Annotated in this window: 25 protein-coding genes; 9 read left to right on the top strand and 16 right to left on the bottom strand. The window is 54.7% G+C overall.

Features of this window, described 5'->3' with window-relative positions; translation table 11 throughout:
- Positions 1-22: 22 nt before the first annotated feature.
- On the bottom strand, positions 23-952 hold the full coding sequence (locus tag OM794_RS04470) for a DMT family transporter (protein WP_413229646.1): 930 nt from the start codon (positions 950-952) through the stop codon (positions 23-25).
- Between the two features lie 97 nt (positions 953-1049).
- Here OM794_RS04470 and OM794_RS04465 point away from each other — a divergent pair, with 97 nt between their 5' ends.
- Positions 1050-1985 (top strand): LysR substrate-binding domain-containing protein, encoded by a 936-nt coding sequence (locus OM794_RS04465; RefSeq protein WP_226248005.1) that lies wholly within the window; start codon positions 1050-1052, stop codon positions 1983-1985.
- On the opposite strand, the gene OM794_RS04460 is transcribed toward OM794_RS04465, so the two are convergent.
- On the bottom strand, positions 1978-2736 hold the full coding sequence (locus OM794_RS04460; protein WP_226248003.1) for a helix-turn-helix domain-containing protein: 759 nt from the start codon (positions 2734-2736) through the stop codon (positions 1978-1980). The two genes, OM794_RS04465 and OM794_RS04460, sit on opposite strands and share 8 nt — an antisense overlap.
- Before the next feature lie 161 nt (positions 2737-2897).
- Here OM794_RS04460 and OM794_RS04455 point away from each other — a divergent pair, with 161 nt between their 5' ends.
- The 4 genes from OM794_RS04455 to OM794_RS04440 all read left to right on the top strand — a co-directional run bounded on the left by OM794_RS04455 (position 2898) and on the right by OM794_RS04440 (position 9244).
- The gene (locus OM794_RS04455) at positions 2898-6374 is read left to right on the top strand and encodes an acyl-[ACP]--phospholipid O-acyltransferase (protein ID WP_226248001.1); all 3477 of its coding nucleotides are present in this window, start codon (positions 2898-2900) and stop codon (positions 6372-6374) included.
- 312 nt (positions 6375-6686) lie between these two features.
- Positions 6687-8273 (top strand): flavin monoamine oxidase family protein, encoded by a 1587-nt coding sequence (locus OM794_RS04450; protein ID WP_226247999.1) that lies wholly within the window; start codon positions 6687-6689, stop codon positions 8271-8273.
- 12 nt (positions 8274-8285) lie between these two features.
- Positions 8286-8687 (top strand): c-type cytochrome, encoded by a 402-nt coding sequence (locus tag OM794_RS04445; RefSeq protein WP_226247997.1) that lies wholly within the window; start codon positions 8286-8288, stop codon positions 8685-8687.
- 62 nt (positions 8688-8749) lie between these two features.
- Positions 8750-9244, top strand: a complete 495-nt coding sequence (locus OM794_RS04440; protein ID WP_226247995.1) for a RidA family protein — start codon at positions 8750-8752, stop codon at positions 9242-9244.
- 87 nt (positions 9245-9331) lie between these two features.
- Here OM794_RS04440 and OM794_RS23305 read toward each other — a convergent pair whose 3' ends face one another.
- The 10 genes from OM794_RS23305 to OM794_RS04395 all read right to left on the bottom strand — a co-directional run bounded on the left by OM794_RS23305 (position 9332) and on the right by OM794_RS04395 (position 18573).
- Positions 9332-9481 (bottom strand): hypothetical protein, encoded by a 150-nt coding sequence (locus tag OM794_RS23305; RefSeq protein ID WP_413229648.1) that lies wholly within the window; start codon positions 9479-9481, stop codon positions 9332-9334.
- Positions 9482-9497: 16 nt separating this feature from the next.
- On the bottom strand, positions 9498-9992 hold the full coding sequence (locus OM794_RS04435; protein WP_264167791.1) for a LysE family translocator: 495 nt from the start codon (positions 9990-9992) through the stop codon (positions 9498-9500).
- A gap of 73 nt (positions 9993-10065) precedes the next feature.
- Positions 10066-10821, bottom strand: coding sequence for an alpha/beta hydrolase family protein (locus tag OM794_RS04430; RefSeq protein ID WP_226247993.1), 756 nt, complete (start codon positions 10819-10821; stop codon positions 10066-10068).
- An 85-nt stretch (positions 10822-10906) separates the two neighbouring features.
- Positions 10907-11650: an RES family NAD+ phosphorylase gene (locus OM794_RS04425; protein ID WP_226247991.1), complete on the bottom strand. Its 744-nt coding sequence runs from the start codon at positions 11648-11650 to the stop codon at positions 10907-10909.
- A gap of 2 nt (positions 11651-11652) precedes the next feature.
- Positions 11653-12024 (bottom strand): antitoxin Xre-like helix-turn-helix domain-containing protein, encoded by a 372-nt coding sequence (locus OM794_RS04420; RefSeq protein ID WP_226247989.1) that lies wholly within the window; start codon positions 12022-12024, stop codon positions 11653-11655.
- Positions 12025-12382: 358 nt separating this feature from the next.
- On the bottom strand, positions 12383-14110 hold the full coding sequence (locus OM794_RS04415; RefSeq protein WP_226247987.1) for a mechanosensitive ion channel family protein: 1728 nt from the start codon (positions 14108-14110) through the stop codon (positions 12383-12385).
- Positions 14111-14269: 159 nt separating this feature from the next.
- Complete coding sequence (locus OM794_RS04410) at positions 14270-14809, bottom strand: GDYXXLXY domain-containing protein (protein ID WP_226247985.1); 540 nt, start codon at positions 14807-14809, stop codon at positions 14270-14272.
- Entirely contained in the window at positions 14806-15888 is a 1083-nt protein-coding gene (locus OM794_RS04405; protein ID WP_226247983.1) for a DUF4401 domain-containing protein, read from the bottom strand. The genes OM794_RS04410 and OM794_RS04405 overlap by 4 nt, the downstream gene beginning before the upstream one ends.
- The gene (locus OM794_RS04400; RefSeq protein WP_226247981.1) at positions 15885-16859 is read right to left on the bottom strand and encodes a DUF2157 domain-containing protein; all 975 of its coding nucleotides are present in this window, start codon (positions 16857-16859) and stop codon (positions 15885-15887) included. Before OM794_RS04400 ends, OM794_RS04405 begins: the two co-directional genes overlap by 4 nt.
- A 58-nt stretch (positions 16860-16917) precedes the next feature.
- Positions 16918-18573 (bottom strand): FMN-binding glutamate synthase family protein, encoded by a 1656-nt coding sequence (locus tag OM794_RS04395; protein WP_226247979.1) that lies wholly within the window; start codon positions 18571-18573, stop codon positions 16918-16920.
- 173 nt (positions 18574-18746) lie between these two features.
- Here OM794_RS04395 and msrP point away from each other — a divergent pair, with 173 nt between their 5' ends.
- The 3 genes from msrP (at position 18747) to OM794_RS04380 (ending at position 22275) form a co-directional block, all read left to right on the top strand.
- Positions 18747-19763 carry a protein-methionine-sulfoxide reductase catalytic subunit MsrP gene (msrP, locus tag OM794_RS04390; RefSeq protein WP_226247977.1) on the top strand — a complete coding sequence of 339 codons (1017 nt, stop codon included), beginning with the start codon at positions 18747-18749 and terminating at the stop codon, positions 19761-19763.
- Positions 19763-20380: a protein-methionine-sulfoxide reductase heme-binding subunit MsrQ gene (gene msrQ / locus OM794_RS04385; RefSeq protein WP_226247974.1), complete on the top strand. Its 618-nt coding sequence runs from the start codon at positions 19763-19765 to the stop codon at positions 20378-20380. The genes msrP and msrQ overlap by 1 nt, the downstream gene beginning before the upstream one ends.
- A gap of 101 nt (positions 20381-20481) precedes the next feature.
- Positions 20482-22275, top strand: coding sequence for a S8/S53 family peptidase (locus OM794_RS04380; protein WP_226247972.1), 1794 nt, complete (start codon positions 20482-20484; stop codon positions 22273-22275).
- A 10-nt stretch (positions 22276-22285) separates the two neighbouring features.
- On the opposite strand, the gene OM794_RS04375 is transcribed toward OM794_RS04380, so the two are convergent.
- Positions 22286-22864 carry an NAD(P)H-dependent oxidoreductase gene (locus OM794_RS04375; protein WP_226247970.1) on the bottom strand — a complete coding sequence of 193 codons (579 nt, stop codon included), beginning with the start codon at positions 22862-22864 and terminating at the stop codon, positions 22286-22288.
- 183 nt (positions 22865-23047) lie between these two features.
- Between OM794_RS04375 and OM794_RS04370 the strand changes: the two genes are divergently transcribed.
- Positions 23048-23950 (top strand): LysR family transcriptional regulator, encoded by a 903-nt coding sequence (locus tag OM794_RS04370; RefSeq protein WP_226247968.1) that lies wholly within the window; start codon positions 23048-23050, stop codon positions 23948-23950.
- Between the two features lie 177 nt (positions 23951-24127).
- Here OM794_RS04370 and OM794_RS04365 read toward each other — a convergent pair whose 3' ends face one another.
- From OM794_RS04365 to OM794_RS04355, 3 genes are all read right to left on the bottom strand, one after another.
- Positions 24128-24463, bottom strand: a complete 336-nt coding sequence (locus OM794_RS04365) for a transcriptional regulator (RefSeq protein ID WP_226247966.1) — start codon at positions 24461-24463, stop codon at positions 24128-24130.
- 422 nt (positions 24464-24885) lie between these two features.
- Positions 24886-25575: a YoaK family protein gene (locus OM794_RS04360; protein ID WP_226247964.1), complete on the bottom strand. Its 690-nt coding sequence runs from the start codon at positions 25573-25575 to the stop codon at positions 24886-24888.
- Between the two features lie 158 nt (positions 25576-25733).
- Entirely contained in the window at positions 25734-26627 is an 894-nt protein-coding gene (locus OM794_RS04355) for an NAD(P)/FAD-dependent oxidoreductase (protein WP_226247962.1), read from the bottom strand.
- Positions 26628-26767 lie beyond the last annotated feature (140 nt).

The raw sequence follows: 26767 nt of genomic DNA, 5'->3' as shown, positions 1-26767 counted from the left end.
AGCGCAACGGAGAGCGCATTATTTAGCGCGTCACCAAGACAATGCCCGCTAAAATAACGCTACCACCCAGCACGAAATTGATGCTGAGAGGCTCATTGAGCAACAGGGTACCAAAAAGCACGCCGAAAAGCGGGCCTAGAAAAGAGAACACGCCCAACTGGGACGCGCGATAGCGGCGAAGCAGCGTGAACCACAGCATCAGCGCGGCAAATGAAATAATCAGCGCCTGAAAAGCGAGGCTAGCAACCGCCATGGACGTAAACTGCGCGCTCATTAACTGCCCCGACAGCGCCACCACTGGCAGTAACAGCAGCGCTGTCACACTCAGTTGATAGCTTAGAGTGAGCTCTGCGGGAGCCTCGGAAAGTGAGGTCTTGCGGATTACCACAGTGGTGGCCGCCCATGAGAGGCCTGCGAGCAAACCCAGCGCATCGCCAATGAGGATATCGATGCTATAGGCACCGCTCGGCGCCATGGCAATCACCATACCCAGAAACGCCAAGCCAACGCCCCACCACTGACGAAGGGAGAGCTGCTCACCCGGCACCCAGAGATGTAGTCCAAGTGCTGCGAAGATGGGCGCGGTGTAGAGAAAGACCGACATATGCGATGCCAGCGTGTAGGTCAGCCCCCAAGCGACAAAAGCAAACTCAGCAGCAAACCCAAGGCCAACCAGTAACCCAGGGCCCCAGTGACGCCCCACGTCCGCCCAGCGAATGCCGCGCCAATAGGCGAGCAACCCCACCAGACAACCGGCGATAGTGGAGCGTAGGGCAACCTGCACCACAGGTGAGATATCCTCAGCCACGCCTTTAATCGCTACCTGCTGAAACCCCAACACCAGGCAAAACAGTAGCATTAGCGATGCTGCCGTGGCATCCACGGACTTTCGCTGCGAACGCTCTACCATGTTGGCAGTATGGGCATTTGAGGCGATTCTTTGATTATTCACTGTGAGCTCCTGTAGCATTAAGGCGCTCATTGGAGCAGGAAGCGAAACGGCATACAAACGATTACTTATCGAACCTAGACTTAGGAAAACTCACTCCATGAGGATTGAGAGGCTACCGCTGAATGCACTGCGCGCGTTTGCCGAAGCGGTGCGGGAAAATAGCTTCAAAGCCGCCGCGCATCGTTTGGGGGTAACCCCTGGCGCCGTTAGCCGACAGGTCAAACAGTTGGAGGATCACTTGGGCGTGGTGCTGTTTGAACGGCACGCCAATGGCGTGTGTGCCACTGAAGCAGGCCGGGGGCTTGCTGAGGATGTGCAAGCGGGTCTTTTGCGTATTGCCAGCGGCGTGCAGAACGTCACCGAGCGCTCGGAAGATGCTTTTCGCTTGCTACTGAGTGCCCCGCCTTCTTTCCTACAGCTTTGGCTACTCCCCCGCTTACCCGGCTTTGAAGCCAGTGAGCGGCAAATCGAAATCTCTCTGGATGCCGAGGCGCGCTTAACGCCACCGTTATGGATGCCCAACAGGGCTCGCTTATCGTTGCGTTACGGTCAGGGCCCTTGGCCCGGCGTCATCAGCCAGCGTCTGTTTGAAGACACCCTCTTTCCCGTTTGCTCACCCACCCTGTTAGCGCAGGAAAACATACACACACCCGCCGACCTGCTGGCCCAGACACTGCTCACCGTGGACTGGTGCAGCCATGCGGGCCATTCGATCCCAAGCTGGCAAGACTGGTTTAAAAACGCCGGGGTGGCCATCAAGAAGATCCCCCACCAGCGCCATTACTCGCTCTACAGCCTAGCTCTCGATCAGGCCATTGCCGGGCAAGGCGTGGTACTGGCCAGCTACCCATTGGTGGCTGACCGGCTGGCGAGCGGTGTGTTGGTTCGCCCCTTTGCGGAACGATACCCGCTCGCTTCTCCGTTCGCCTACGAACTGATTCTACCCAGTGATGGAGAAACGCCACCGGCGGTAGCACGCTTTGTCGAGTGGCTAGAACAAGAGGCCACTCTCTTCCGGAACACATCTACGTAGCGCTGGGGGCTATTTGGCCGCCCCGCTTGTAATCCTGAAACAGCCCATACTGCCATTGCCGTACCGCCAGCACAGAGGTAGTACCAAACCGCTGGTGGATAGGTAGCCCGCTCTCACGTTCGCAGAGGGAATGAAACTCTTTAGCCAGGCGATGCATGGTCTGCTGCCATTCAGCATTTCCCGCCGGGGATAATAGTCCGTTAAGCACAATGAGCTTCTCACTGTCGCTATCGAAACGGGAGCGGAAAAACTCGTTGGCGATATGCTGCTGAAAGAAGCGCTGGATCGGCCCATCCGCCTGCCAGCGGAAATTGGCGGCTACCCGCCGCCTGATCCGATTACCCGGAAGCAGCTCAATAAGTTTGAGCCGCTCAAGCTTGAGTAACTGCTGAATACACTCGGCTTCACTTAGCTGGTACTGGTGATGAATTTCGTCGAAGCTATAGCCATTGATAACGCAAACAGCCACCAGAAACAGCTCGCGATCATCCACAATACTCTGCTCCTGGGCATAGGTGAGCGCCTGCAAACGCTGCTCGTCGGCTTGCATCGTCTGCACCAACTCGGCGAATTCGATATTTAGCTGGTCACAGATACACTCCAGCCGCGATAGCGTAAAGTGCTTTTCAGCAAATAGGCGCTTTACCGAGGCCTCGCTCAGCGCCAACCACTTAGCGACATCGGCATAGGTTTTATCCTGAGCGCGAAGCTGGCGTTTTAGCGTTTCAATCAGCGAATCAGCTTGGGACATAGTAATCTCGTAAGCGGAATGAAGGTGCACCACACATTAAAAGTAGCAAATAATGATACCAACCAGCACCTATAACACGACTTTGTGCAAATGAGTTGCAACCAGTAAGCCTTGCTTAGAAAGTGCGACTACTTACAGGGACTTATAAAGGCTACACAACCATGCAACGACTGCTACATATCAAGGGTGCTTTGCCCTACCTGATCGCCATCTTTCTTAATGCCTTTGTGGATTTGGGGCACAAGATTGTCATTCAGAACACGATCTTCAAAAGTTACGACGGTGAAACACAGGTCGTACTCACCGCACTGGTGAATGGACTTATCCTGCTGCCGTTTATCCTGCTGTTTAGCCCGGCGGGCCATGTGGCGGACAGCTACTCCAAGGTACGCGTTCTGCGCGCATCCGCTTGGGCCGCCGTTGTTGTCTCACTGGGCATCACCGCCGCCTACTATCAAGGCTGGTTCTGGCTGGCCTTTGCGATGACACTGCTGCTGGCGATTCAATCGGCTTTCTACTCCCCAGCCAAGTACGGCTTGGTAAAAGGGCTGTTTGGCAAGCCGCGCCTGGCGGAGGCCAACGGGATGATCCAGGCCGTCACCATTGGCGCCATTCTGGCGGGCACCGTGGTTTTTACCGCGCTGTTTGAGACCTGGGTATCGCCAGGGGATCAAACCCCAGCACAGCTGCTGCGCCAAATAGCGCCGCTCGGGTGGCTACTAGTGCTCAATAGCGCTATTCAGGTGGCAACGCTTTATCGTTTGCCCCTTGATAGCACGACGCAATCCGATACGCCGTTGACCTGGCAGCGCTACATTAGGGGTGCTGCGCTGAAAGACAACCTGCAGATTATCGCCCGCCAGCCGGTCATTAGACTCTCCATTATCGGCCTGGCCACCTTTTGGTCGGTGGGCCAAGTACTCCTGGCGGCCTTTCCTGCCTATGCCAAAGACGCCCTCAGTATCGATAATACCCTGGTGCTGCAAGGCATTCTGGCGGCTAGCGGTATCGGAATTGCGCTGGGTTCTATGCTTGCCAGCAAGCTTTCACATAACCGCATAGAAACAGGCTTGATTCCCGTCGGTGCCGTCGGGGTGGCCGTGGGTTTATGGTGCCTACCGCTGTTCACCACGCCTGTTGGCCAAGCGCTGAACTTTGTGTTTATCGGCATGATGGGCGGGCTGTTTATCGTGCCGCTTAACGCCCTGATCCAGTTTCACGCCGCCGACAGCGAGTTAGGCACCGTGCTGGCCGCCAATAACTGGATCCAGAACATCGCCATGCTGGGCTTTTTGGTGCTCACGGCGCTGTTTGCCCTGTCGGGTGTGGATAGCCACTACCTGCTGTTGCTCATTGCCACGGTGGCGATGGTCGGCGGTGGCTACACCATTGTTAAACTGCCGCAGAGTTTGGTGCGCTTTCTGTTGAGCTTTCTGCTGACCCGCCGCTATCGGGTTGATGTGCAGGGCTTGCAGAACCTGCCCGCCCAGGGCGGCGTGCTGCTGCTGGGCAACCATATCAGCTGGGTGGATTGGGCCATGGTGCAGATCGCCAGCCCCCGCCCGGTACGCTTTGTGATGCTCAGATCGGTTTACCAGCGCTGGTACCTCAACTGGTTTTTAAAATCCCTGGGCTGTATTCCCATCGAGCGCGGCAGCGGTGCCGACAAGGCCCTGGCCGATGTTGCTGAACAACTCAACGCAGGCGAGGTGGTGTGCCTGTTTCCCGAAGGGGCGATCAGCCGCACCGGCCAACTAGGCGAGTTCCGCCGCGGCTATGAACGCGCCTGTGAAATGGCGAATCCAGACGTCAAGATTGTGCCTTTCTACCTGCGCGGCCTCTGGGGCAGCCAGTTCTCCCGCTCCTCCAGCAAGTTAAAGGAGCTGCGTAACGCGCCTCTGCACCGCTCGGTGGTGGTCGCCTTTGGCAAGCCGCTACCCAAAGACACCCCTGCCGATGTGCTCAAACGGCGCATCTTTGAGCAGGCGACCCGCTCCTGGCAGCAGGCCATGGGGGAGCTTTCCAGCCTACCCAACGCCTGGATTCAAAGCGTTAAACGCCGCCCTAGCGAGCTTGCCCTGGCCGACACGCTGGGCCGCCCACTCAACGCAAGCCAGGCACTCACCGCCAGTCTGCTGATGGCAAAACGGATTCGCAAACTCAACCCAGGTCAAAACGTTGGCCTGCTGCTGCCCACCAGCAGTGCCGGGGTCATTGCCAATATGGCCACACTGCTGGCGGGTAAAACACTGGTAAATCTTAATTACACCGCCGACCAAGAAGCGTTGACGTCCGCCCTTTCCCAGGCGGAAATCACCACCGTGTTCACCTCACAGCGCTTTGTGAAGAAGCTTGAGCAGCGCGGGCTCGACGTTAGCCAATTGCTTAGCGAGCAGCAGGTGGTCTTTTTAGAAGACCTGCAGACCACGATTGGTCGTGCCGAGCGCTTGAGCACCTGGCTTGCGGTGAGAATACTGCCGACTTGGCTACTACAGCGCTGCTTCTGCCATGGCCACGATGCCGACGCGACCGCCGCCATTCTGTTCTCCAGCGGCAGTGAAGGCGAGCCCAAAGGCATAATGCTCAGCCACCGCAACCTGATGGCCAATATCAAACAGACCTCGGATGTGCTCAACACCCAGAGCAACGACGTGGTGATGGGCTCACTGCCACTGTTCCACGCCTTTGGCCTTACGGTCACCCAGTTGCTGCCGCTGATGGAAGGGCTGCCGCTGGTGTGCCACCCCGACCCCACCGATGCCCCTGGCATTGCGGGCGCGATTGCCAAGCACAAAGCCACGATTATGTTCGGCACTTCCAGCTTTTTAAGGCTGTTTGTACGCAGCGCAAAGGTGCATCCGCTGATGTTGGAGAGCTTGAGGATCGTGGTCGCTGGGGCAGAGAAGCTCGATGACAACGTGCGTAACAACTTTGCGCTGAAATTCCACAAGCCCATTTACGAAGGCTACGGCGCCACCGAAATCGCCCCCGTTGCTTCCGTCAATCTTCCCGATGCCATGGGTGTCCATTACCAACAGATCCAGCGGGGCAGCAAAGTAGGCAGCGTCGGTATGCCGCTGCCCGGCACCAGCTTCAAAATCGTCGACCCGGAGAGCTTTGAAGAGTTGCCCACCGGCGAGGCCGGCATGATATTGATTAGCGGGCCGCAGATCATGCAGGGCTACCTCAATGACGCCAAGCGTACGGCCAAGGCGCTCCACGTGGTCGATGGTCACCGCTGGTACATCACCGGGGATAAAGGCTTTATCGATGAAGATGGTTTTTTGACCCTGATTGACCGTTACGCCCGCTTCGCCAAGATTGGCGGGGAAATGATCAGTCTCAGCGCCGTTGAGGGGGCAGTTAAAGCGGCTCTGGAGGATACAGATACCGCGCTGATGGCGGTTAGCATTCCCGATAGCCGCAAAGGCGAGCGCATTGTGCTGCTTTCAGAAACAGCGCTAGACGCCAACACCGTTAAAGCCGCCATGCTCGCCAACGGCACCCCGGCCATGATAGTTCCCAGTCACTGGTTGACGGTAGAGACCATTCCTCATCTTGGCTCTGGAAAAGCGGATTTTGCCGGGGCGAAGCGGTTGGCTCAAGCACGGGTAGAGGAAGAACTGAAGCGGCAATAGAAGGCTGGCATCCACTTACCAATATCCCCTTTCTGCCCCAAAGAGGAGATATTCCCTAGAAATGTGCACTACGTTGAATGTTTCTATCGGTGCGTGTTGACTTTAAAACGTGCATTAACTTTCACTTATATAATCAAAACAAGGGGTTAATTTAATTTGGCACATCACCTGCATACCTTCAATTGTTACGTGTATTGGCGGGATAATTAGAGCCCTGAAAATTCATTCATCATATTGCCTGCTGCAGTAGGACGATATCGCGTTACTGAAAGGACTCTACTTGCCTGCCTATGACTTCATAGCGAGGTAGCAATGTCATTCAATCCAGAAGGTGTGACGCGTCGGTCTTTTTTAGGCATGGTGGGGGCGGTGGCGGGGGCTGCGGCCATGTATTCCGCAATGAGTACAATGGGCTTTGCCTCCCCATCCAATTGGCGGGGGCGTTTAAACCTTCAGGGAGCCCCCGATAACACCAATATCTTAATATTAGGGGCTGGTTTAGCGGGCATGACGGCTGCTTTTGAGCTGCGCAATGCGGGCTACAACGTAAAAGTTCTTGAATACCGAGATAAAGCAGGTGGCCGTTGTTGGACACTACGTGGAGGAGACAGCTACACCGAGTTAGGCGGATTTACCCAGCATATCGACTTTGCAGAGGGCAACTACTTAAACCCCGGCCCATGGCGGATCCCCTCTGATCACTTTGCCATACTGGACTATTGCAAACGCTTCGGGGTGAAGCTAGAACCTTTTATCCAGGTCAACTACAACGCCTATTTACACGACTCAGAAGCCTTTGATGGTAAGCCTCAGCGCTTTAAGGAAGTAGCCACTGATTTCAGAGGCCACGTGGCAGAGCTACTTGCCAAAGTCGTTGATCAAAAAGGATTAGACCAGGAAGTCACCGCCGAAGACGCTGAAAAACTTATGGCTGCGCTACAACGTTATGGTGCGCTGAATGACGAGTTTGAATATGTGTCCGGTTCTGAATCTTCGGCCTTTCGGGGCTGGGCGCATCATGAAGGGGGCGGTGTTGACGGTAAACCTGAGCCATCACCCATACATTCATTGTCAGAAATACTGAATTCAACACTATGGCGCAACCTGACAGCTGGCGATAATCTGCATATGCAGTCCACCATTTTCCAGCCGGTGGGTGGAATGGACATGATTGCGAGAGGTTTTGAAACACAGGTTGGCGAACTGATTACCTATAATGCGCAAGTTACCCGCATTAAACACGAAGACGACCAAGTCACTGCGTCTTGGGTTTCAACTGACGGTAGCGGTAGTGAACAAATAGAGAGCGCCGATTACTGCATTTGCACCATTCCATTTTCGGTACTCAGTCAAATCGACCACGACTTCTCTCCCCGAATGAGCGAAATCATTGATTCCATGCCCTATGCTTCAGCGTTCAAAGCTGGCCTGGAGTTTAAAAGACGCTTTTGGGAAGAGGATGAACATATCTATGGCGGCATTAGCTATACCAACCTACCCATTACGCTAATTTCTTACCCACCCTACAATATGTTTAGCGATGGCCCCGCTGTCTTACTGGCCGCTTACCCTTGGGGCGCCTTCGCCTATCAGTTTAACGCTCTCTCTCCCGAAGATCGTATCGCCAAGGTCATGGAGTACGGCTCCCAGATCCATCCTCAGTATTACGATGAGTTCAAAACAGGCGCCTCAGTGGCATGGCATCGTGTCCCATGGACATTAGGTTGCTATGGCCTGTGGCAAGACCGGGAAGCGGACTATCTGGATGCCACCGCAATGGATGGCCGAACGCTAATGGCCGGTGAGCATATTTCATACCTTCCTGCCTGGATGGAGGGGGCCGTTCTCTCCGCATTGGATGCTGTCGAACGCCTACACACCACCATTACTGAGGCTTGAGGAGGTCGCGATATGAAAACACTTATTACATCAATAGCAGCACTCGCTCTTTCCATGTCGGCCTTCGCACAGGAAACCTCAATTGATACCAGCAATTGGTTCGACGACCCTTCCGCGTTGACTCAAACCGATGGTGCCTCTATCTATGCGGGCGTTTGCGCAGGGTGCCACATGCCCAATGGGCAAGGCGCTAAAGGAGCAGGAGAATACCCAGCACTAGCGAACAACTCTAGCTTGATGGCGACAGCCTACCCTATCAGCCTTGTTATCCACGGACATAAAGCCATGCCTCCGCTAGGCGGCTTACTAGATGACGAGCAAGTTGCTTCTGTCGTGAACTTTATCCGCACCAACTTTGGCAACAATTATGCTGACAATAACGCTAACGCAGAACTGGTAAACAGCATGCGGTAGGGATTGTCCAGTAACGACTCAGCAGCGCAGCATATGTTCATTACTCACTCAAAGGGAAATACATGATGAGCCTTAAAAGCACGATTATCGGCCTAACACTTCTTTCTGCCTATGCAAGCAATGCACTAGCTGAAGATATCATTCGCCACCCTATTCCAAACTCTGATTTTCCTATACTTCAAGCAGTTGAAGTACCTGCTGATAAGACAATGGTTTATCTCAGCGGCACGGTTCCTAGTGTCATTAATGAAGAAGCTGATCCAAACAGTATGGAAGCGTTCGGAACCACAGAGGAACAAACGGTCACGGTGATGAACCGCATTGAGGCACAGCTGGAAAGCCTTGGATTAGGTGTGGGCGATATCATCAAAATGCAGGCGTTTCTGGTAGCGCCAGAGGGAGAAACGGTCGATTTTCAAGGCTTTATGGCCGGCTATACACAATTCTTTGGTACTGAAGAGCAGCCTAACCTACCCGTTCGTTCCGCGATGGTCGTCGATGCACTGGTCAATCCCGGCTGGCTGGTAGAAATCGAAGTCACCGCCGTTAGGCCATAAATTTAAGAACAGAAAAACAAACTAGCTGGCTACATAAAAGCAATTCTAAGACGCCAGCTAGACTGAACTCATTCAGGCCCAGAAGAGTTAAGCGGGGGCGCGCGAAATCAAGAAACGTCCACCGATAAGGAGAAAAACTAAACCGGATACGCTCTGTATCGACTTCCAAACACGCGGTTGCCTTAGCCATTTAGCGGCTCTCTCCAAAGCAAAAACGACGAAGCCGTAGAAGAGCATAGCGATTAGGGCATGGCTAGCCCCCATCCCGAGCCCCCCCCAGCCAGTAGGTCATTCCGCCAGTGCTCAGAAACTGGGGAAAGGCCGCAACGTAGAAGATAGCGGGCTTAGGGTTGAGGATATTCGTGAGATAGCCTCGCACGAAGGCCTGTCTGCCACTCATTTTCGGTAAGGTTTCAGTTTCATCATCTGTCGCCTGGGACGCAACGGCTGGCGTTTTCGTTAGCGCCACTCGCAGCGCCTTGATGCCGAGCCAAATCAGATAGGCAGCCCCCACGAACTTGATAATCGTGAATAGCGTCACCGAGGCTGCGACGATTGCCCCAACACCGACGAGAGCTAGCGTGGCATGAGAGATGATTGCTGCACAGAAGCCTAGGGTCATCACCACACCCGTAACACGGCCTTGCACCGGCGTCACCTGAAGCAGCAGGAACAGGTTCGCTCCTGGGGAGACCACGATAAGCGTCACGATGGAGAGAAAGGTCAGGTAGTCATGAAGTGGGATCATATAGCCTTTACCTGTGATGCAAAACTCGAGAAATAGAAATAAAACGCTGACCCTTTACTCCAGAAACTCAGCTTTAAAGGTGTTTTGAAAAGAAGCTTAGAATCAGCTCGTAATGCCTATTCTGCCCAGCGCTACTAGGTATATGATCTTCACCTTCATAGTAGTGCACTTCTGGCGAGCGGCCATGCTCGTGCAGGCGTTGTTCCAGACGCCTGGTCATCTCAACCGACCACATTCGGTCTTTGGTGCCGTGGGAAAACAGTAGCGGGCCGGGATAGCGTTCGATTTCGATCGTCGTGGTCGGCAGCAAGCCTTCGTGACTATCACGCCATGTCCAGGCGCGTTTGCTGACATCCCAGGCTTGCCAGCCCGGGTCACCCGCATCGCGGAAGCTGCGAGCATCAAAGGCACCGCACACCACATCGGGCGGGCTATGCGCAGCAATAGCATCTGGAGCGCCTTCGATCTTATCCTTAGCCATCAGTGAGCCGAGCAATAACGCGTGCTCGGCGCCGCGTGAAACACCATAAAGCCCTACCCGCTCATCAACAGACTGGAATTCCCTGAGGGCTTTAAACGCCTCCACGCTGCGTTCGAGCGGGTAATCAATAATATGCCCCGCGTTCCATGCATTACCGCCGCTTGAGTAGCCATAAGGGAACGCCAAGAAACCATGGGCGGCGAGTAGCATTGCATCCCGGTGGCTCCAGCCTGCCCAAGCGCCTTCGGATCCATGCAGCAGCATGATGGCTGGAAAAGGGCCATCGCCCGGTGGGCTATAAGTGACGCCCCATCCGGGTAGTAAACGCTGCACGATATTTAAAGGCATTTAGGCAACCACTCCTTCGCGTTTTTTTGTCATAACTCTTTCTACCAACAATGTGTTAATCATCAACAAGTGCCAATCTTGTCATCTAAGCAGGAAGCGGCAACACACCGTTATACAGAAAATCATTGAGATAGTAGGTATACACACCAAGTGCATCTTTGCGTTTGAACGACACTTGATCGGCATTGGTTACGCAAAGCCATGGACGCATGTCGGTTGGCTCATGCTGTTTGAACACTTCAGGTGTAAACAAGCCCACGCACGCACCACCCTGAACATCTCTTGCGGAGGCGTACTCAAAGGCTTCAACGTTCGCTGTGCGCATCGCACTGCCCAATTGCTGGCACGGGGTGTAATCAACCGGTTGCTTTAATACATCAAGGTGTTCGATGAAGGGCCCTGCGTTTAACCTCACTCCCCATTTAACGGCATAGTCCACCGAAAAGAGCGTGTGTTCTGAGCGAAGTGACTCCGCCACCGGCTCCCCTTCCATTGAGCCCCAGAAGACAAGCCGGTAGAAAGCAGATTCAGCTAATGTTGTAACAATGCTTTTGCCACCATAAAAGATGCTCGGCTCAAAAGTTCGGCCAAAGCGTGATCCCCATTTGAGTGGCGGATAGCGAAAAGGGGTTTTTAGAAGATAGTGCAGGTCTCGCTCCTGTTCAGGGTAAGGCGGTTTAGCAGTTTCAAGCAGTGCTTCAAGCATCTCCTGCTCTTCTAACGTGTCGACATAGCTAAGCGTTGCGACTTGCTCCTGACTTTCCACCAGTCGATAAAGGGTTCCGGAAATAGGTTCAATATTTCGCGCGCCGCCACAGGCTTCCCACACACTCACACTTTACCCCGCATACCATCCACGAATCTCAGTACCGCAAACAGCCCCTCCAACCGTGTGACCTGCTCGGCCGGGATGCCACCAGTAACACGGTTGGATGTTCGCATAAAATGCTGAATCCATGCATGGTCGCCTCCGGTAAGAGCGAATAACGCTCGAGCCAAGCGAATAAGCAGCAGAGCTAGTTCACCCTGCTTAGAGTTCGGGTCAAGCTTCAGGCTTTTTTTAAGTTGGGTAATAGTCGTGCGGTGTACGCCTAGCACTTCTGCCAAATCAGACTGCGATAACCCCAATTGCTCAGCAGCACGCAAAACTGCTTTAGCTAGCACCATTTCCGGGGTGGGCTTTGTTTGAGAAAGGGCTGGCATGGCGCACCTCTGAGAGATGGATTTTCATCAATGATAGCAAAAAAGTTCCTCATTCACACACTGAGCACAATTTTCCTATCTATCTAGGTGGCCAAGCGAATGGTTTCATTTAGTGCCGTGCCCGCCCAAGCTACTCGCCAAACCGGCAAGGGAGTGAGACTCATCTTCACCGACAAGATCAAGAATCTCATCCAACGCCTCGACCCGGGCGTCGTATTCCGCTTCTGTATGTGGGTCGCTAAGAAGAGGGGCAAGATAAACCCAGTGCTCAGTCGCTTGTTCAACGAGTGTGCATAGTCACTCCTCTTTATTGCTATTTACAAGAAAGCAGCGCCGTCTGACGCTGCATAGCAGTATTTTATTCCGATGGTTTTACCTCAGCACTATCCGTTCCGGAAGAGTGCTTACCTTGCGCCCCACGGGCGATATCGTTGTGGCTGATCACCACGATCTCTCTTGGCCACCACTCTGGATGGTTATCGCGAATAAAGGCCAACAGTTTTTCTCTTACACTCATTTCGGCTGCCCAGCCCGCCATTGGATCTGAGGTCATTAGGTAGCAAGAGACGGTTTGTGCGGTACCCGTTTGCGCGGTCACGTAGCACAGCAATTTGTGGTGCTCGATAACGCTATCTTCTTCTTTGGCAAACTCAATAAACTTATCCCTTACTATGCCAATATCGGCGCTCAAATGTAGGCTCATCTCCAGGAATCGGTACATCTTGGTACTCTTGACCGACAGATTCTCGAACGGCTTGGACGTAAAGTACGTGACGGGCACGATCAAACGCCGCTCGTCCCAGGTTCTTAAGCGAATGAAGGTATAAAAGATACCTTCTACGTAGCACCATTGATCTTCAAAAATCACCAGATCGCCAATACGAATGGGCTTGGCAAACGAGAGTTGAAAGGACGCCAAAATATTGCCCAATACCGCCTGGCCCGCAACACCTACCAGTACCGCTAACACACTGGCAGACGCCAGGATGGATAAGCCAAGTGATTCAAAGAGCTGAATTTGCCCAAGAATGTAAATGGAAACACCGGTCACGGTGATCAAAATAATTAGACGCCGCAGTGCATACAGGGAGGTCAGCAGCCTACGCTGGTCTCGGGGCTTGGTATCATCGATTTCGCCGACAATGCGCCGCGTCAAACGCAGCATGATGGTATCCACCAAACGTAATGAAATCGTGCCGACAGCCCAAGCCAAAACAGTGATCAATAGTACCCGGAAAGTGGTCGTGGCCACGGCCGAAAACGACACCACATAGTCCAGCAACATTTGGGTGGCCAGAGACATCGCAATAAGCGCGGCGGGGGTACCGATTTGGCTGGCAAAAATGCTTGATACCCCAGACGGCAGCCATTTCGATATCAAACCAATCAAACGGTGAATCGCCCACCCAACCATGCCAACAAAGATCAAGAAAAGGGGAATGGCTATCCACTCCCAAATCTTCAAGATGCCAAATGACCCCTGGAGACGCTTGGGGATATAGCTTTCCAGCATCGAGGGGCCGTATTGTTCATAAAGCACGGGGATGTATGACACGCTGATCGGCATGATTAGCCAGACGGGCTCTTGTTCACCGACGCGGTAACGGCCCAGCCGAATATCGTAGGTTTCGCCACCGGCTTTTAAGGACGACACTTCGATATTACGACGCGCCTCGCCGACGCGCGGATCTTCACCCGAAGACTCTTCAATCACCGCATCTTCCCGGCCAGGCAGATCAGAAACACTCAGCCACTCACCGCGTTGGAAAATCTCTGCCAGTTGGCGAGCTAGCTCACTCCCCTGCTCGCGCTGTTCGCCTTCTGGGAATTCGTCAAGGTTGAGCATATGGGCAGCGGCCTCATACTCCTCTTGCCCCGTCAGCTCCAGAAAACTCCTGATCGACTCCCTTGGTGTTACCCGGACGACCTCTTCAGGAGCCTCGCCAAGCCCTGTATTGAGTGAGTCAACCGTAAACCACCGACTGTCCTCGCTCTCTCCTCCTTGAGTTTGCGCCGCGCATAGGCTGGAAAAGGTGAGTGCCAGCACCAACACACCCCATGCGAGCCACGAGCCTTGTGCTTTCATATATGCCTTATTTCATTTAAGTGGGCCAATTTGCTAACCACCAACAGCTCCGTCGCCGAGCCAGCCCAGCGTTATTGCTGGGCTATCCGTGTTAGTGAGAGGACAAAGTACAGCCTACCTTGCTTGAAGGTGCAAGGCGTAGCGGCGTTAAGGCGGGTATCACTTAGTTATTTCGCCTAACCGGTTAAGCTCATCATCGTACATAGCCACCAACAGCGGCTCGCCTTGGTCATTCACCCTAAACTGCCCGTAACGGGCAGCCTCATAGCGTTCGCCGTGGCCCTCCTGGAAGAAGAACGCATCGGTGGTAAAGCGTACCTGACCGTTGCGCAGGCGGTAACGCAGCCGTCGTTCGTCATCGGCTAAAGCGCTGCCATCATCGAGGCGCTGAAAATGCGCGATCCGCTGTTCATCCAAGCGTACAACCACATAGCCATTGCTTGCTTTTTGAGGCCCATCTTGCTGAGCATAGTCTTGTCGAAACAGCGCGCTGTGAATTCGATTGGCGAGTGCGAAGTTGAGTGCCATATAGTCGCCCTGCATCAATGAGCGCGGGTCGACTGGCGCAAGCTCCAGGTAAACGATTTCACCCTCGGCCAGGTGATGCTCTTTCTGCCAAATCGCACCGTTTACCAGCACCAGCACGACAACAGTGGCTAAGAGCACTATCCAGCGATGACGCTTGGCTTTCAGCCTCATTTTCCGTGACCTCCCTCAGAAGGAGACGGCATATTACCCTCTATACTCAACCACTTGTGTAGCGCCAAACGCAGCGTAAGCAGCACGCCACCGGTAAACAGTAGGGTTAGAGCCTTGGTTAACAGCGTCGCGTCCAGCCAATAGTAATAGCTGCCAATGCCCATCAGCAGCGACAATACCCCAAGCCCCATCACTAGGCGATGGCCCATCGCAAACCCTAACAACACAACGACCAGGCCCTGGCCCACACCAGGCGCATAAAAACTGATCAACAGCAATGCGATCGGGCTTAGATAGAGCGACCAATGGGGTTTGGATTTCGCAACGTTATACAACAGCAGCGCCAGAGAGAGCGCTACCATCACGGCGCTCAACCAGGGGGCCGACCATGCCAGAACGCTGGTGCTGTGGGCGTCAAACCAGAAGACGAACGACTGGCCGCTATGCGCTAATCCTTGCATCACCAACAGGCCTAATAACAGCCCATAGCCCCACGCCTGTACGACCCGAATACTCCCAGGCCCACGAAACTCATTTAGCCAGAGTAGCGTCAGCGCCAACAACACGAACCCACTCGCCACTAACGCCATCGCGCTCATCGCCAGCGCCATATAGAGCGCCAAGCTGGCGGCAAAAGCGGAAAACGTGCGATGAAGCAGGCTCGGCATCACCAGCGCCAATACGCTCTGCAAGCCAAATAGCGACCACGCCACCAGCGCCCATAATGAAGTCGCAGATTCCTCCCAAAACGCTACCGCGGCCCAAGCGATTAGCAACTGCCCGGCTAAGCTCACCGCCAGCGCCAGGTGTTCAAGTACATCACTGCGAGCTTTGCGAAATAGCCCATAAGCCGCGCCAATCATCGCTAGTCCCAAGCCTAACGACGCCGCCGGGCTCTCCACCACAAACACCACGCCCATGGCGACAAAACCGAGCAGAAACAGCGCCGCCAACCAGCCAGAAAACGCCTGCAGCACGCGCACAACCCAGGGTGTTTCCAGCGACGCTGGGGTTGCTGGCTCGTTTAACACAATGCCCGCTTGGTTCAGCCTGGCTTTTAAATCGTTAATGCTGTTCATGACTGGGACATCTCCTGATGCAGCCGCTTCAGCCAAACCACCGCTCCGGCGCCCATCGCCAGCACCGCGATGGCGATCAGCATCAGACTTCCCTCCTGCCAATCACCCTCCCAGAGCAACAGCCTGGCAAGCAGTAGCGTGGCCACTGTTAATAGCGAAATACAGCCTCCCGCGATCATAAACAGATCAGGCCGCCAGTAGCGGTAAACGCCATATAGCACTGCCAACCAGAGTGGGTAACTCGCCAGCACTGGCGACCACGAGAGGCCTACCTCGATGATCAACGTCATCATTAACAGCGTTATCGGCACCCCGCTCCCTAGTGCCAGCAGGCGTACCGCCCACTGCTGTGGCCAACCCCGGTCATGAGCGCCCCACTCCCAGACTGCCAAGACCAGGGTGTTGAGTATAAAGAGCCCCCACTGCGCAGCCTCACTACTGGCCAAAACGCCAAACGGCCCTCCCCAGGTACGGAAATAGAGCCCGACGGCCAAATTAAGTAACCCCAGCCACAGCACCCAGAGCAGCTCAAAGCGCGCCACCCATACCCAGGGCAGCGTCAGCACCGCCCAGCTAAAAAACAGCTGCCACGGGTCGGCACCAGTTTGGTAGACCTGCCCAATCAGCGCCAGCAGAACGCCCACCAGCAGCGAAGCAGCCGTTAGCGCTACCCGCTTAACCGTAGGAGTGGCTTTGCTCCAAACAGCGATGCCCACCGCCAGCACCACTGCTGCCTGCACCATCCCAAAGCGCAGCCAGCGCCCCATTTCTGTCCAGTTGTAAGCCACGAAAAACAGCACCGCGAAGGCCAGCGCCAAGCCGCCTAGCCACAGCAGCAGGCGATCAATAAACAGCGCCCAGGCGCGGGGAGAAGGATGTAACCCAGACGCTTGCACTGCGCGCGTCATCTGTTCAGGCGGTATCACGCCCTGCTCTATCAGTGATATCAATTCACGGCGGTTAGAGGCCATGGGGGCTCCCGTCTAAACGGCGCGGTGGAAACACAAGCATCGAGGCTAAGTGCCATGATCACTCCAACTTAGTAAAGCGCAGCCGAGCAATCTGCGCAGGCGGTTGGAAGGAGTCAGCTCGGGCATTTTCCCAATAGTGCTTGAATACCGTGTGTTCGCACTTTGCATTGAGCAGTTCATTGGGTTTTAAGAAAGTGAATATCTGATCGTAGGACTGAATCTCGTTTTCCGAGACACGCCGGATAATGTGCTCAGGCCCCAGTTCACTAGGATGGCTAAGCCCTGCGGCCCCCAGCATTTCCGCCAGCGCTTTTAAGGTATTACGGTGGAAGTGGTAGACCCGCGCTGTTTTATCGGCAATATCCAAGTGGCGGCTGCGCTTAGGGTCTTGAGTAGCCACGCCGCTGGGGCACTTGTCGGAGTGGCAGTTAAGGGCCTGAATACAGCCCAGTGAAAACATAAACCCTCTGGCGGAATTGCACCAATCAGCCCCTAGCGCCAGGGTTCGGGCAATGTGAAAGCCGGACATGATTTTGCCCGCCGCACCAATACGAATCTCCTCGCGTAGCCCGACGCCCACCAGGGTGTTATGCACCAGCGTAACAGCTTCGGTTAACGGCACCCCCATACGATTAATAAACTCCAGCGGCGCCGCGCCGGTTCCCCCTTCGCCGCCGTCCACGACTATAAAATCAGGCCGCTCACCGCTTTCCAGCATGGCTTTTACGATCGCAAACCACTCCCAGGGGTGGCCAATCGCCAGCTTGAAGCCGACCGGTTTACCACCGGAAAGCGAACGCAGGCGGGCAATAAAATCCATCAGCTCCAGCGGTGTAGAAAAGGCTGAATGGGCGGCGGGGGAAATCACGTCCTGCCCCATGGGCACTTCCCGCGCTTCGGCAATTTCTGCGGTGACCTTGGCCGCTGGCAATATGCCGCCATGACCCGGTTTAGCGCCCTGGGAAAGCTTGATTTCGATCATCTTCACCTGATCGTCACTGGCGTTGGCAGCAAAGCGCTCCTCGTTAAACGAGCCATCGTCGTGACGGCAGCCAAAGTAGCCAGAGCCTATTTCCCAGACCAAATCACCACCGTGCCTGCGATGGTAACGGGAAATAGAGCCTTCCCCGGTGTCGTGATAAAAACCGCCCTTACACGCCCCCGCGTTGAGCGCCTCAATGGCATTGCCCGAAAGCGAACCAAAGCTCATCGCAGAAATATTCAGTACGCTTGCCAGGTAAGGTTGACTGCAATGACTGCCGCCAACGCGCACACGGAAGTCCGCGTTTTCAATAGCACAGGGGAGGAGCGAATGGTTGATCCACTCATGCCCCGGCTGATACATATCCAGAAGGGAGCCAAAGGGCTTTTTATCGCTCTCATTTTTAGCACGCTGATATACCACAGCACGCTGCTCGCGGGAAAAAGGCCGTTCATCGAGATCCGATTGAATAAAGTACTGACGTATTTCCGGCCCAATGGACTCTAGAACATAGCGAAAATGGGCCAGAACAGGATAGTTACGGCTCACCGTTCGCTGCGTTTGGCGTAGATCATAAAGCCCCAGCCCAGCGAGCATGCCAAAGATCGCCACGCCCCACAGCCATGCTAAAGAGAACACCACCCCCACCAGCGAAACCAACAGCAGGATCAGGCAGGCAACAAAGACGGCATTACGCAGAGGAATACGGGTCAATCCCCGGGCTTCGATCATCTGAACACGAACTCCTTATCAACAGTTCCCCACGGGGCGACCAGCTACCCCGACAGGCTCAATTTAAAACGTAAGGGTTTTGTGTAAGTTTTGGCGAACTTACGACACCCATTAATATCGAATGCTGCATTCACCACGTATGCTACCCACAAAGGCCTTAGTGGAGACACCCAATGCTAATAAAGATTGCCAAACCGAGTGATTTACACGAATCCGATGTCACGCCGGAATCTATCTACCTCTCCCGACGGCGCTTTATGGGCGGTATCGCAGGCCTAGGAGCAGGGCTCGCCCTATCCGGCCACGTCCGCGCTAACGCCGACTACTCCGATGTACCCGAAGGCGATGCACCAGCATGGCTAAAGGAGAAAATCAGCGAAACCCAGTGGCGAGCCGTCACCCCTAGCGATCCTGACAAAGATAAAATTGCCCCCTTTGATGACGCCAGTGGCTACAACAACTTTTTCGAGTTCGGCACCGACAAGGGCGACCCCGCCCGCCATGCGGGCAGCCTGGAAACCCAGCCCTGGAGCGTGGTGGTCGATGGCGAGGTCAATAACGGCGGACGCTTTGCCCTGGAGGACTTCGCCAAGCCCTCGCAGTTTGAAGAGCGCATTTACCGCCTGCGCTGCGTTGAGGCATGGTCGATGGTCATTCCCTGGCTGGGTATTCCGCTGGCCGATATCATCAAACGCGCCGACCCCACCAGCAAAGCCAAGTACGTACGCTTTGAAACCCTGGTAGACCCTGAGCAGATGCGTGGGCAGCGCTCCTCGTTTTCGATCATTGATTGGCCCTACGTGGAAGGCCTGCGCCTGGATGAAGCCATGCACCCGCTGACGATACTGGCCATGGGTATGTACGGCCGGGAATTGCCCAATCAAAACGGCGCCCCTCTACGGCTGGTCGTGCCGTGGAAATACGGCTTCAAGAGCATCAAGTCGATTGTGCGGATATCGCTGACGGAAGAACAGCCGGTGAATTCCTGGCAGAAGATCGCCGCCGACGAGTACGGCTTTTACGCCAACGTGAATCCCGACGTCGACCACCCCCGCTGGAGCCAGGCCACCGAGCGCCGGCTGCCCAACAGCCTGTTCAACCCCAACACCATTGATACCCTGATGTTTAACGGTTACGCCGATGAAGTCGCCGAGCTCTATGCGGGTATGGATTTAAAGGAAAATTATTAATGGCCAGCCCACGTATATGGTTAGCATGGCGCGTGGGCGTGTTTCTGGCCGCGCTAGCACCGCTGCTGTTTTGGAGCTGGCAGGTGGCGAATAACGCCGCAGGCCCAGAACCGGGGCGCTACCTGCTGCTGAATATCGGCATCGGCGGGCTGTGGATGCTGCTGCTCACGCTCAGCCTTACCCCACTTACCAAGCTCACCCGTTGGAAAGGCTTTGCACTGATCCGGCGCCAGCTGGGCCTATGGACACTCGCCTACGCCACCCTGCATATGCTCAGTTACGCGCTGTTTATTCTGGGGCTTAACTGGGCATTGCTGGGTAGTGAGATCGTCAAGCGCCCGTATATTATCGTCGGTATGATCGCGCTGGTTGGCCTAGCCGTGTTGGGGGCGACGTCTAACAAGTGGGCGATGCGTCGCCTAGGCAAACGCTGGAAGTCGCTGCACAAATTCTCTTACGCCATTTTGGGGCTGGTGCTGCTGCACTTCTTCTGGGTGGTGCGCGCCGATATGCAAGAGTGGGCAATGTATGCCGCTATGGCTGCGCTGATTATGGCCACCCGCCTGCCGCCTGTTGCCCGCTCCCTGCCTAAACTGCGTTATCGTTTTAGCCGTTAAAGCCTCAATAGATACCCTTTCGTACCAAACGGGTTCATGTTCTGTTCAGCTAATGCGTTTATGCTGCGTGCAGTCAATCGGATAGCGTTTGGAGTCGTCATATGGCAGCAACGTATTTGGGCGCTGGTCGGCTGGTTTCAGCGCTGGCATTAATGTTGATTGGAACTGTCGCGGTTGCAGAGCAATCTGCGCAAGCTGAACAGCCGTTGCGAGTCGAACAACTGCAGCGCTGTGGCAATCTACTGACGCTGGATATACAAGAGTTCTGTCTTAGCGTCAGTGGGCTTGAGAACAACGACTTTCAGATAAAGCTGAACGGTACAGCACTTCAGCCAGAGGAGATCACCCGCGACAACGACCGGGTGCGGGTAAGCATCAGCAGCGCCGATGCGCAAAGCGGCCCACTGTGGCTTGAGCAGCGTGAGCAGTCCAGCAACCCGGTTTGGCTCACTCTTAACGGCAGCCACGTAGTAGCCGCCACCGATCAAGAGGTGGCGAAGAACATGGATGGCATCACCACCTACGTGGATCTGATCAGCCTGATTATTGAAGAGAGCCACGACGGCGCCGAGGAAGCCCAGCGTTTGGCAGAGAAGTACGACGCCGAAGTCGTCGGTATGATCCCGCCGCTCAATACCTATCAATTGCGCTTGCCCGCCCGCAACCTGGAAGAGCACGATGCGCTGGTACTTAGGCTAGGCAGTGAAGTGAGCGTGGATGCGGTGGTGGTCGAAGAGTCGGGGGCAGAAGAGAGCATTGAGAGCGAAACGGAAAAACCGCCCGCTGCAGATAATCAGGAGTGGGCGTCGAATCGTTTTCTGGATGCCGTGAACTATTACCAGCGACGCTTATCACGTCAGGGGCACGGCGGGGATATCGAGACGCAGCCCATCCGTATTGGCGTCATCGAGCGGGAGGTGGACTTTGACGCCCCGGATTTTGCCGATTACCTGGATGACTGCCGCACTGATTCCACTAGAACCTGCGTGTACGCCCGCGATGCGGCTAAGCCCGACGGGCATGGCACAACGGTCGCTGGCGTATTTGCCGCGGCCTGGAACGAAGGCGGCAACAGTGGTTTTTTACGCGGGCTGGACGATGTGGGCCCTGGCTTCGATGTAATTGTGGATCGCAACTCAGATGCCGGCATAACGGCTAATGTTGCTGCTTCCGTCAATCTGGTAGAGGACGGAGTACGCGTACTCAACTGGAGTTGGGGCATTCACCGAGTAGGGGCAATCGACATTAACGGGAAGGAGGTCGATTCGCTGGTGCGTTCCGGCATCGCCATGAGCGGTTACGAAGAACTGCTCGAAGAGTTCTTCTTATGGCTGCGCCGCGAACACCCCGACGTAGTAGTCGTGAACTCAGCAGGCAACGCGTCGTCATTTTCAGGAAGTGACGATTATCGCCTGCCCTCTTCTTTTATTACCGACCAACTGTTTGTCGTGGGTGGGCATGAACGCAGCGATGAGGATGTGCAGGTTGAAGATCCCCGCTATGTGGTCAAACGGAATGCATCCAATATCGATATGCGGGTGGATATCACCGCAGCGGCCTGTGTGCGGGGCTCTTCTTTAATCGAAGGTGAGCAAGGCGAAGCCCATTGCGGAACATCCTACGCGACCCCGCTGGTGGCCGGTCTGTTGGCGGCAATGATGTCGATTGACCCCGCACTTACCCCGGCACAGTTACGCATGCTACTTCGCCGCAGCGCCATGACGATCGGGGAAGAGTACGATTTCGAGCCGACAGATGCGGATGACCTGACCGCACCTATATTGCCATCGGAGCGGGCCAATGAGCTGAATCACCCGGATATCGGTCTGTCTGCCCGCCTGGATATGTACAAGGCGCTGGATCTGACGGTGCAAAGCTTGGATCGGGATCGCTAGGTCAGATAAATCAGCCAAGCACTCTGCGAAGATGGGTACGATAAGCCGCTTTATCACGATCGACATCCGGCATCTTCATCACATCGTTGGCGATAAAGGTCGGCAATGCCTCTAGGCCGATAAACTCCTGCGATTTGTGGAATGGGAAATAAACACCGTCCACACCACGCCCCTCAAAGAAATTGTCCGGCTCGTCGAAGGCTTCCAAAGGGGCATTCCATGTCAGCGACAGCATGTAGCGGCGCCCTTGCAGCAAGCCGCCACTGCCATACTGCTTAGTGGGGTCTTGCCGCGAGCGGCCATCGCTGGCGTAGAGTGAACCGTGGCCTTCTGTGAACACTTCATCAATGTAACGTTTAACGATCCATGGCGCGCCCATCCACCAGCCCGGCATCTGATACACAATGGTGTCCGCCCATAGGTAGTTCTGCACTTCGGTCTCAAGATTGTAGCCTTGATCAATCACCGTCTCGCGCACCTCATACCCCATTTCCTGCAACGTACTCACTGCCACGCCATGCAGGGTATTGTTGAGCTCGCCGCCAGAGTGGGCAAACGCCTTGCCACCGTTAATCAGTAGAATCTTCATCTCACGCTTTCTCCCAAAGAGGTTCATCATCAAAGCTAACCGGATAGGTTTGACGTTAATGGCGCGTATTGTGGGAGTAACAGCGCGGAAAAAGAAGCGACGTAACAGCAAGACTCTTTTGATATTAAATCAATAATGTTAAACACTCACTAAGACAAACGGCAGCGCTATGAAAAGCAATTTATGAAAAGCACCCTTGAAGAACAGCAGGCATTTGTGACGGTCGTGGATAGCGGCTCTATCACTGGCGCCGCTGAGCGGCTTGGCATGACCGTTTCCGGGGTTAGTCGTACGCTTAACCGCCTGGAGCAAAAACTTGGCGCCACGCTATTACGTCGCACAACGCGCCGCTTGGAACTTACCGAAGAGGGCGAAACGTTTCTAAACCACTGCCGCCATATTCTGGCTGCCGTTGAAGAAGCCGAAGAGGCAATGCAGGATCGCCATAACCAGCCCCAAGGCAGGCTGCGAGTTAACGCCGCCCCCAGTTTTATGCAGTTCGTGATTGTGCCGGTGATTGGCGAGTTCCGTACCCGCTACCCTGGCATTACGCTGGAGCTGGATACCCATGATCGCTTTGTCGACCTGCTCGAACAGCGGGTTGATCTGGCCATTCGCATCGGCAGCCTGGAGGACTCATCCCTGCACGCACGCTTACTCGGCCATAGCCCGCTGCGCCTTCTTGCCAGCCCCACCTATCTTGAACGCAACGGCGTACCGCAAAATATTGAAGACCTTCAACAGCACAGCTTGCTGGGATTTAACCAGCTAGATCATCTCAATCAATGGCCCCTACTCCGCGCCGACGGCAAACTATTACATATCACGCCATCGCTGGCGGCCTCCAGCGGCAGCACGCTAATAGAGCTGGCCATTGCAGGTGAAGGTATTGTTTGCCTGGCCGACTTCATGACCATCTCTCCCCGTCGGCACGGCATACTGGTAGATGTATTACCCGACTGCACACAACTGCAGACTCAAGCCGTCAATGCTGTGTACTACCGCCAAACCACGCTTTCCCAGCGCACACGACTGTTTATGGAGTTTTTAGTAGAACAGCTACCAGGGAAGTATTTGCAGGGGTGAAGGGCGATCTAAGCTAAGCCATCGCATGCCACAAGAGCACTAGCGTCAACGGTAAACATTTCTCCTTCTTTAGATTTCAATGCAAAGCCAATTTTCACCTTGTTTGTCTTTTACTCACGCCATGATCCTTCGGGCAGATCGGTGCCCACCTTACATTGCACTCTTAGACAACATTGTTTAACCCACCACCCACTCATTAAAAGCCTGCTTCTCGGTATCGCTCCCCTTGTGGGCATAATAAACCAGCCTCAGGTGACGCTCTTCATCAACGGTGAGCGTCGTGTGTTCAAGCGCCACAGTACCAAGCGCTTCAATATAAAGATGACGCACTCCCTGACAGGGCGCGTTGACCTCCTGATTTTTCCACCATGCCTTAAACTCCGGTGCCACTTTGGTGAGCTCTTCAACCAATGCCTCGATGGCGGGATCTTTGGTCGCCCGGGCAAAGTCGCGTCGGAAGCTGGATAGCATTTGGCAAACCTGCTCCTCCCAGGGTGATAACCGCTGGCGCATGGCAGGGCAGCTTTTTGGTTGGCCCATTGGTCGACAAATTTAACGGCCCGGTAATGACCTTGGCGATCATGCTGCTGCTCTTTATAGCGCTCATCGCGCTACCTTTTTCGGCATCGGTTCATCCTCTGCTAACGTTTTGGCGGTCGCGCTCAATGAATCGGCGCTCTATTTAGGCAGTGCGATAGGGGCGGCGAGTGGCGGCATTTTGCTTGCCTTCCACCTTCCCGTTTCGACATTAGCGGTGGGCGCGGGGGCAATCGCCGCAACAGGGGCATTAGTACAGTTAGCGCTTGTGGTAAATGCCAAACAGTAGTGTCACAGGATATCTATTAGCGGAGGGCACTCGGGTAAACAGCAGGCCTGATGCCACTGCAATTTAGTAAGTCATAACCCTGTGTTCAGCGAAGGGACGCCACTACCCGTTAGGCTCTTTTGGCGTCCATCAACTTACTTGCGGTACGCACTGTGATAACAATGGCGCTCAAGGGAACGATCATCAAAACGGCCCCTAGCCCCAGCATTGCCTTGAAACCAAACAAATTGAACAACACAAATCCGATGACACACCCAGTCAGAAATGAAAAAATCGTCGTCAAATGTGTATAGAGTTGCTTTCGGCAAGAACGGCGGTCGGTCGTCTCACCGCGTGCCGCCAAGGATGATAAGAACGAGCCTAACGCGATGCCAGCATCCGTTAGTGTACCGGTTACGTGAGTCGACCTCACCCGACCGTTGGAGAGTTGCGTTGACGTCGCGTTATGAACTCCCATCAAGAAGCCCAGTGCTATCAGCACTTCCTCGTTGAAGCGTGTCGAGTAAAACAGCAGTTCGAACACCGACACCGCAGTCAATGCCACGCCTTCCGCCAAGAGAATCAGGCAAAAGATGGTTCTGAGTTTCTGCCCCACGACCACGGCAACGCGTGCGAGCGTACTTCCTATCACAAATGCCAAGAGCAGGGCTGCCAGAAACAACAAGCCATAGGTATCGGGGCTGACTACTTCAGTCGACATTTGTGAGGCGTTGCCACTCATATGCGAAGGGAGAAACCCAAAAGCCCCCAACGCCATGGCATTGAGAATACCGGCAGCTGTCGCCAGTACCAGTGCCAAGCAGCGATCCTCGGTATGAGACCGAGCTTTCTTCTTTTTGATCAACAAACGCCTTCTCCAACGACCTAAGAGTTGGCAAGTACGACACTAATACTAAAGCATAGTTCTAATTTAACTAATTGAGAGTTAGCTGACATATTAACGCCTGAATCCAAGCGTTAAATGCCAAACATCAACGACCGGTGTGTAGAAAGCCCGGCCATGGCGCCATCGGCCACGGCAAAGGTGACCGACCCGGCGGCGCGGGCCACATCACCGCAGGCGAACACGCCAGGAATTGAAGTAGCCTGCATTGCATCTGTTTTGACGATACTCCCCATGGGAGACTCTTCAAGCTCGCAGCCCAACTGTGCTGCCAGTGGGCTAAGGTGAATGCGTGGCGCGACAAACAATCCCACCAGCGGAAACACCCGACCATCCTGCATTACCAGCTCAACGCCATTTGCCTGCTCATTAAGGCGTTCCGCTGCGCCATACTCAACGCGAGTGCCACGTGCCTTTAGCTGCGCCAACTGATCGGCACTGGGTTCAAAGGCATCGTTAAGAAACAGCGTGGTGGCGCCCCAGTCGGGCAGCATTAAACCGTGGTGCATCGCGAGTTCTAAGGTTGCCAGCACACCGATCCCCTCTTTGCCCAGCTCATAGCCGTGACAGTACGGGCAGTGGAAAACGTGTTTGCCCCAAAGCTCGGCGAGCCCCGGTAAGCCTGGCAGCTCATCGGCAACACCCGCGGCCAGAATAATGCGCCGTGCTTGATAGCTGCTGCCATCGGCTAGCGCCACCAAGAAATTATCAGCCTCCCCCGTTACCGCTTCCACCCGCCCCGTGCGCCACTCAACCGTTGGGTACTCCATCAGTTGACTACGGGCCTCTGCTGCTATCTCTACGGGCGGCGCACCATCCTGAGTTAAAAAACCATGGGAGTGAGAGGCAAAACGGTTGCGAGGTTGGTCTGCATCTACCAGCAATATTTTCCTCCTTGCTCGGGCCAGATGTAGCCCTGCCGCCATGCCTGCGTAGCTGCCACCGATAATCACTGCATCAAAGCTCATTGCCCTTCCTCCGTTCACGCCTTGCGATCTAAAGCCGATTTTAATTGGTCAACTTCATGTATCTTTTATTGATACATTAAAAAGCGCACAGAGGTCAATCACAATGTTGCGGGCACTCGTTAGAGTTAATCAGGCAGGTA

The sequence above is a fragment of the Halomonas sp. BDJS001 genome, assembly GCF_026104355.1.
Taxonomy (GTDB): Bacteria; Pseudomonadota; Gammaproteobacteria; order Pseudomonadales; family Halomonadaceae; genus Vreelandella.
Note: the sequence above shows the minus strand (reverse complement) of the source record. Positions and strands in the feature narration are given on the sequence as shown.

Bases quoted from the DNA above. Each gene is read 5' to 3' on its own strand.
- OM794_RS04465 (WP_226248005.1), top strand. From the start codon at position 1,050: ATGAGGATTGAGAGGCTACCGCTGAATGCACTGCGCGCGTTTGCCGAA.
- OM794_RS04460 (WP_226248003.1), bottom strand. From the start codon at position 2,736: ATGTCCCAAGCTGATTCGCTGATTGAAACGCTAAAACGCCAGCTTCGC.
- OM794_RS04455 (WP_226248001.1), top strand. From the start codon at position 2,898: ATGCAACGACTGCTACATATCAAGGGTGCTTTGCCCTACCTGATCGCC.
- OM794_RS04450 (WP_226247999.1), top strand. From the start codon at position 6,687: ATGTCATTCAATCCAGAAGGTGTGACGCGTCGGTCTTTTTTAGGCATG.
- OM794_RS04445 (WP_226247997.1), top strand. From the start codon at position 8,286: ATGAAAACACTTATTACATCAATAGCAGCACTCGCTCTTTCCATGTCG.
- OM794_RS04440 (WP_226247995.1), top strand. From the start codon at position 8,750: ATGATGAGCCTTAAAAGCACGATTATCGGCCTAACACTTCTTTCTGCC.
- OM794_RS23305 (WP_413229648.1), bottom strand. From the start codon at position 9,481: ATGCTCTTCTACGGCTTCGTCGTTTTTGCTTTGGAGAGAGCCGCTAAA.
- OM794_RS04435 (WP_264167791.1), bottom strand. From the start codon at position 9,992: ATGATCCCACTTCATGACTACCTGACCTTTCTCTCCATCGTGACGCTT.
- OM794_RS04430 (WP_226247993.1), bottom strand. From the start codon at position 10,821: ATGCCTTTAAATATCGTGCAGCGTTTACTACCCGGATGGGGCGTCACT.
- OM794_RS04420 (WP_226247989.1), bottom strand. From the start codon at position 12,024: ATGCCAGCCCTTTCTCAAACAAAGCCCACCCCGGAAATGGTGCTAGCT.
- OM794_RS04415 (WP_226247987.1), bottom strand. From the start codon at position 14,110: ATGAAAGCACAAGGCTCGTGGCTCGCATGGGGTGTGTTGGTGCTGGCA.
- OM794_RS04410 (WP_226247985.1), bottom strand. From the start codon at position 14,809: ATGAGGCTGAAAGCCAAGCGTCATCGCTGGATAGTGCTCTTAGCCACT.
- OM794_RS04405 (WP_226247983.1), bottom strand. From the start codon at position 15,888: ATGAACAGCATTAACGATTTAAAAGCCAGGCTGAACCAAGCGGGCATT.
- OM794_RS04400 (WP_226247981.1), bottom strand. From the start codon at position 16,859: ATGGCCTCTAACCGCCGTGAATTGATATCACTGATAGAGCAGGGCGTG.
- OM794_RS04395 (WP_226247979.1), bottom strand. From the start codon at position 18,573: ATGATCGAAGCCCGGGGATTGACCCGTATTCCTCTGCGTAATGCCGTC.
- msrP (WP_226247977.1), top strand. From the start codon at position 18,747: ATGCTAATAAAGATTGCCAAACCGAGTGATTTACACGAATCCGATGTC.
- msrQ (WP_226247974.1), top strand. From the start codon at position 19,763: ATGGCCAGCCCACGTATATGGTTAGCATGGCGCGTGGGCGTGTTTCTG.
- OM794_RS04380 (WP_226247972.1), top strand. From the start codon at position 20,482: ATGGCAGCAACGTATTTGGGCGCTGGTCGGCTGGTTTCAGCGCTGGCA.
- OM794_RS04375 (WP_226247970.1), bottom strand. From the start codon at position 22,864: ATGAAGATTCTACTGATTAACGGTGGCAAGGCGTTTGCCCACTCTGGC.
- OM794_RS04370 (WP_226247968.1), top strand. From the start codon at position 23,048: ATGAAAAGCACCCTTGAAGAACAGCAGGCATTTGTGACGGTCGTGGAT.
- OM794_RS04365 (WP_226247966.1), bottom strand. From the start codon at position 24,463: ATGCGCCAGCGGTTATCACCCTGGGAGGAGCAGGTTTGCCAAATGCTA.
- OM794_RS04355 (WP_226247962.1), bottom strand. From the start codon at position 26,627: ATGAGCTTTGATGCAGTGATTATCGGTGGCAGCTACGCAGGCATGGCG.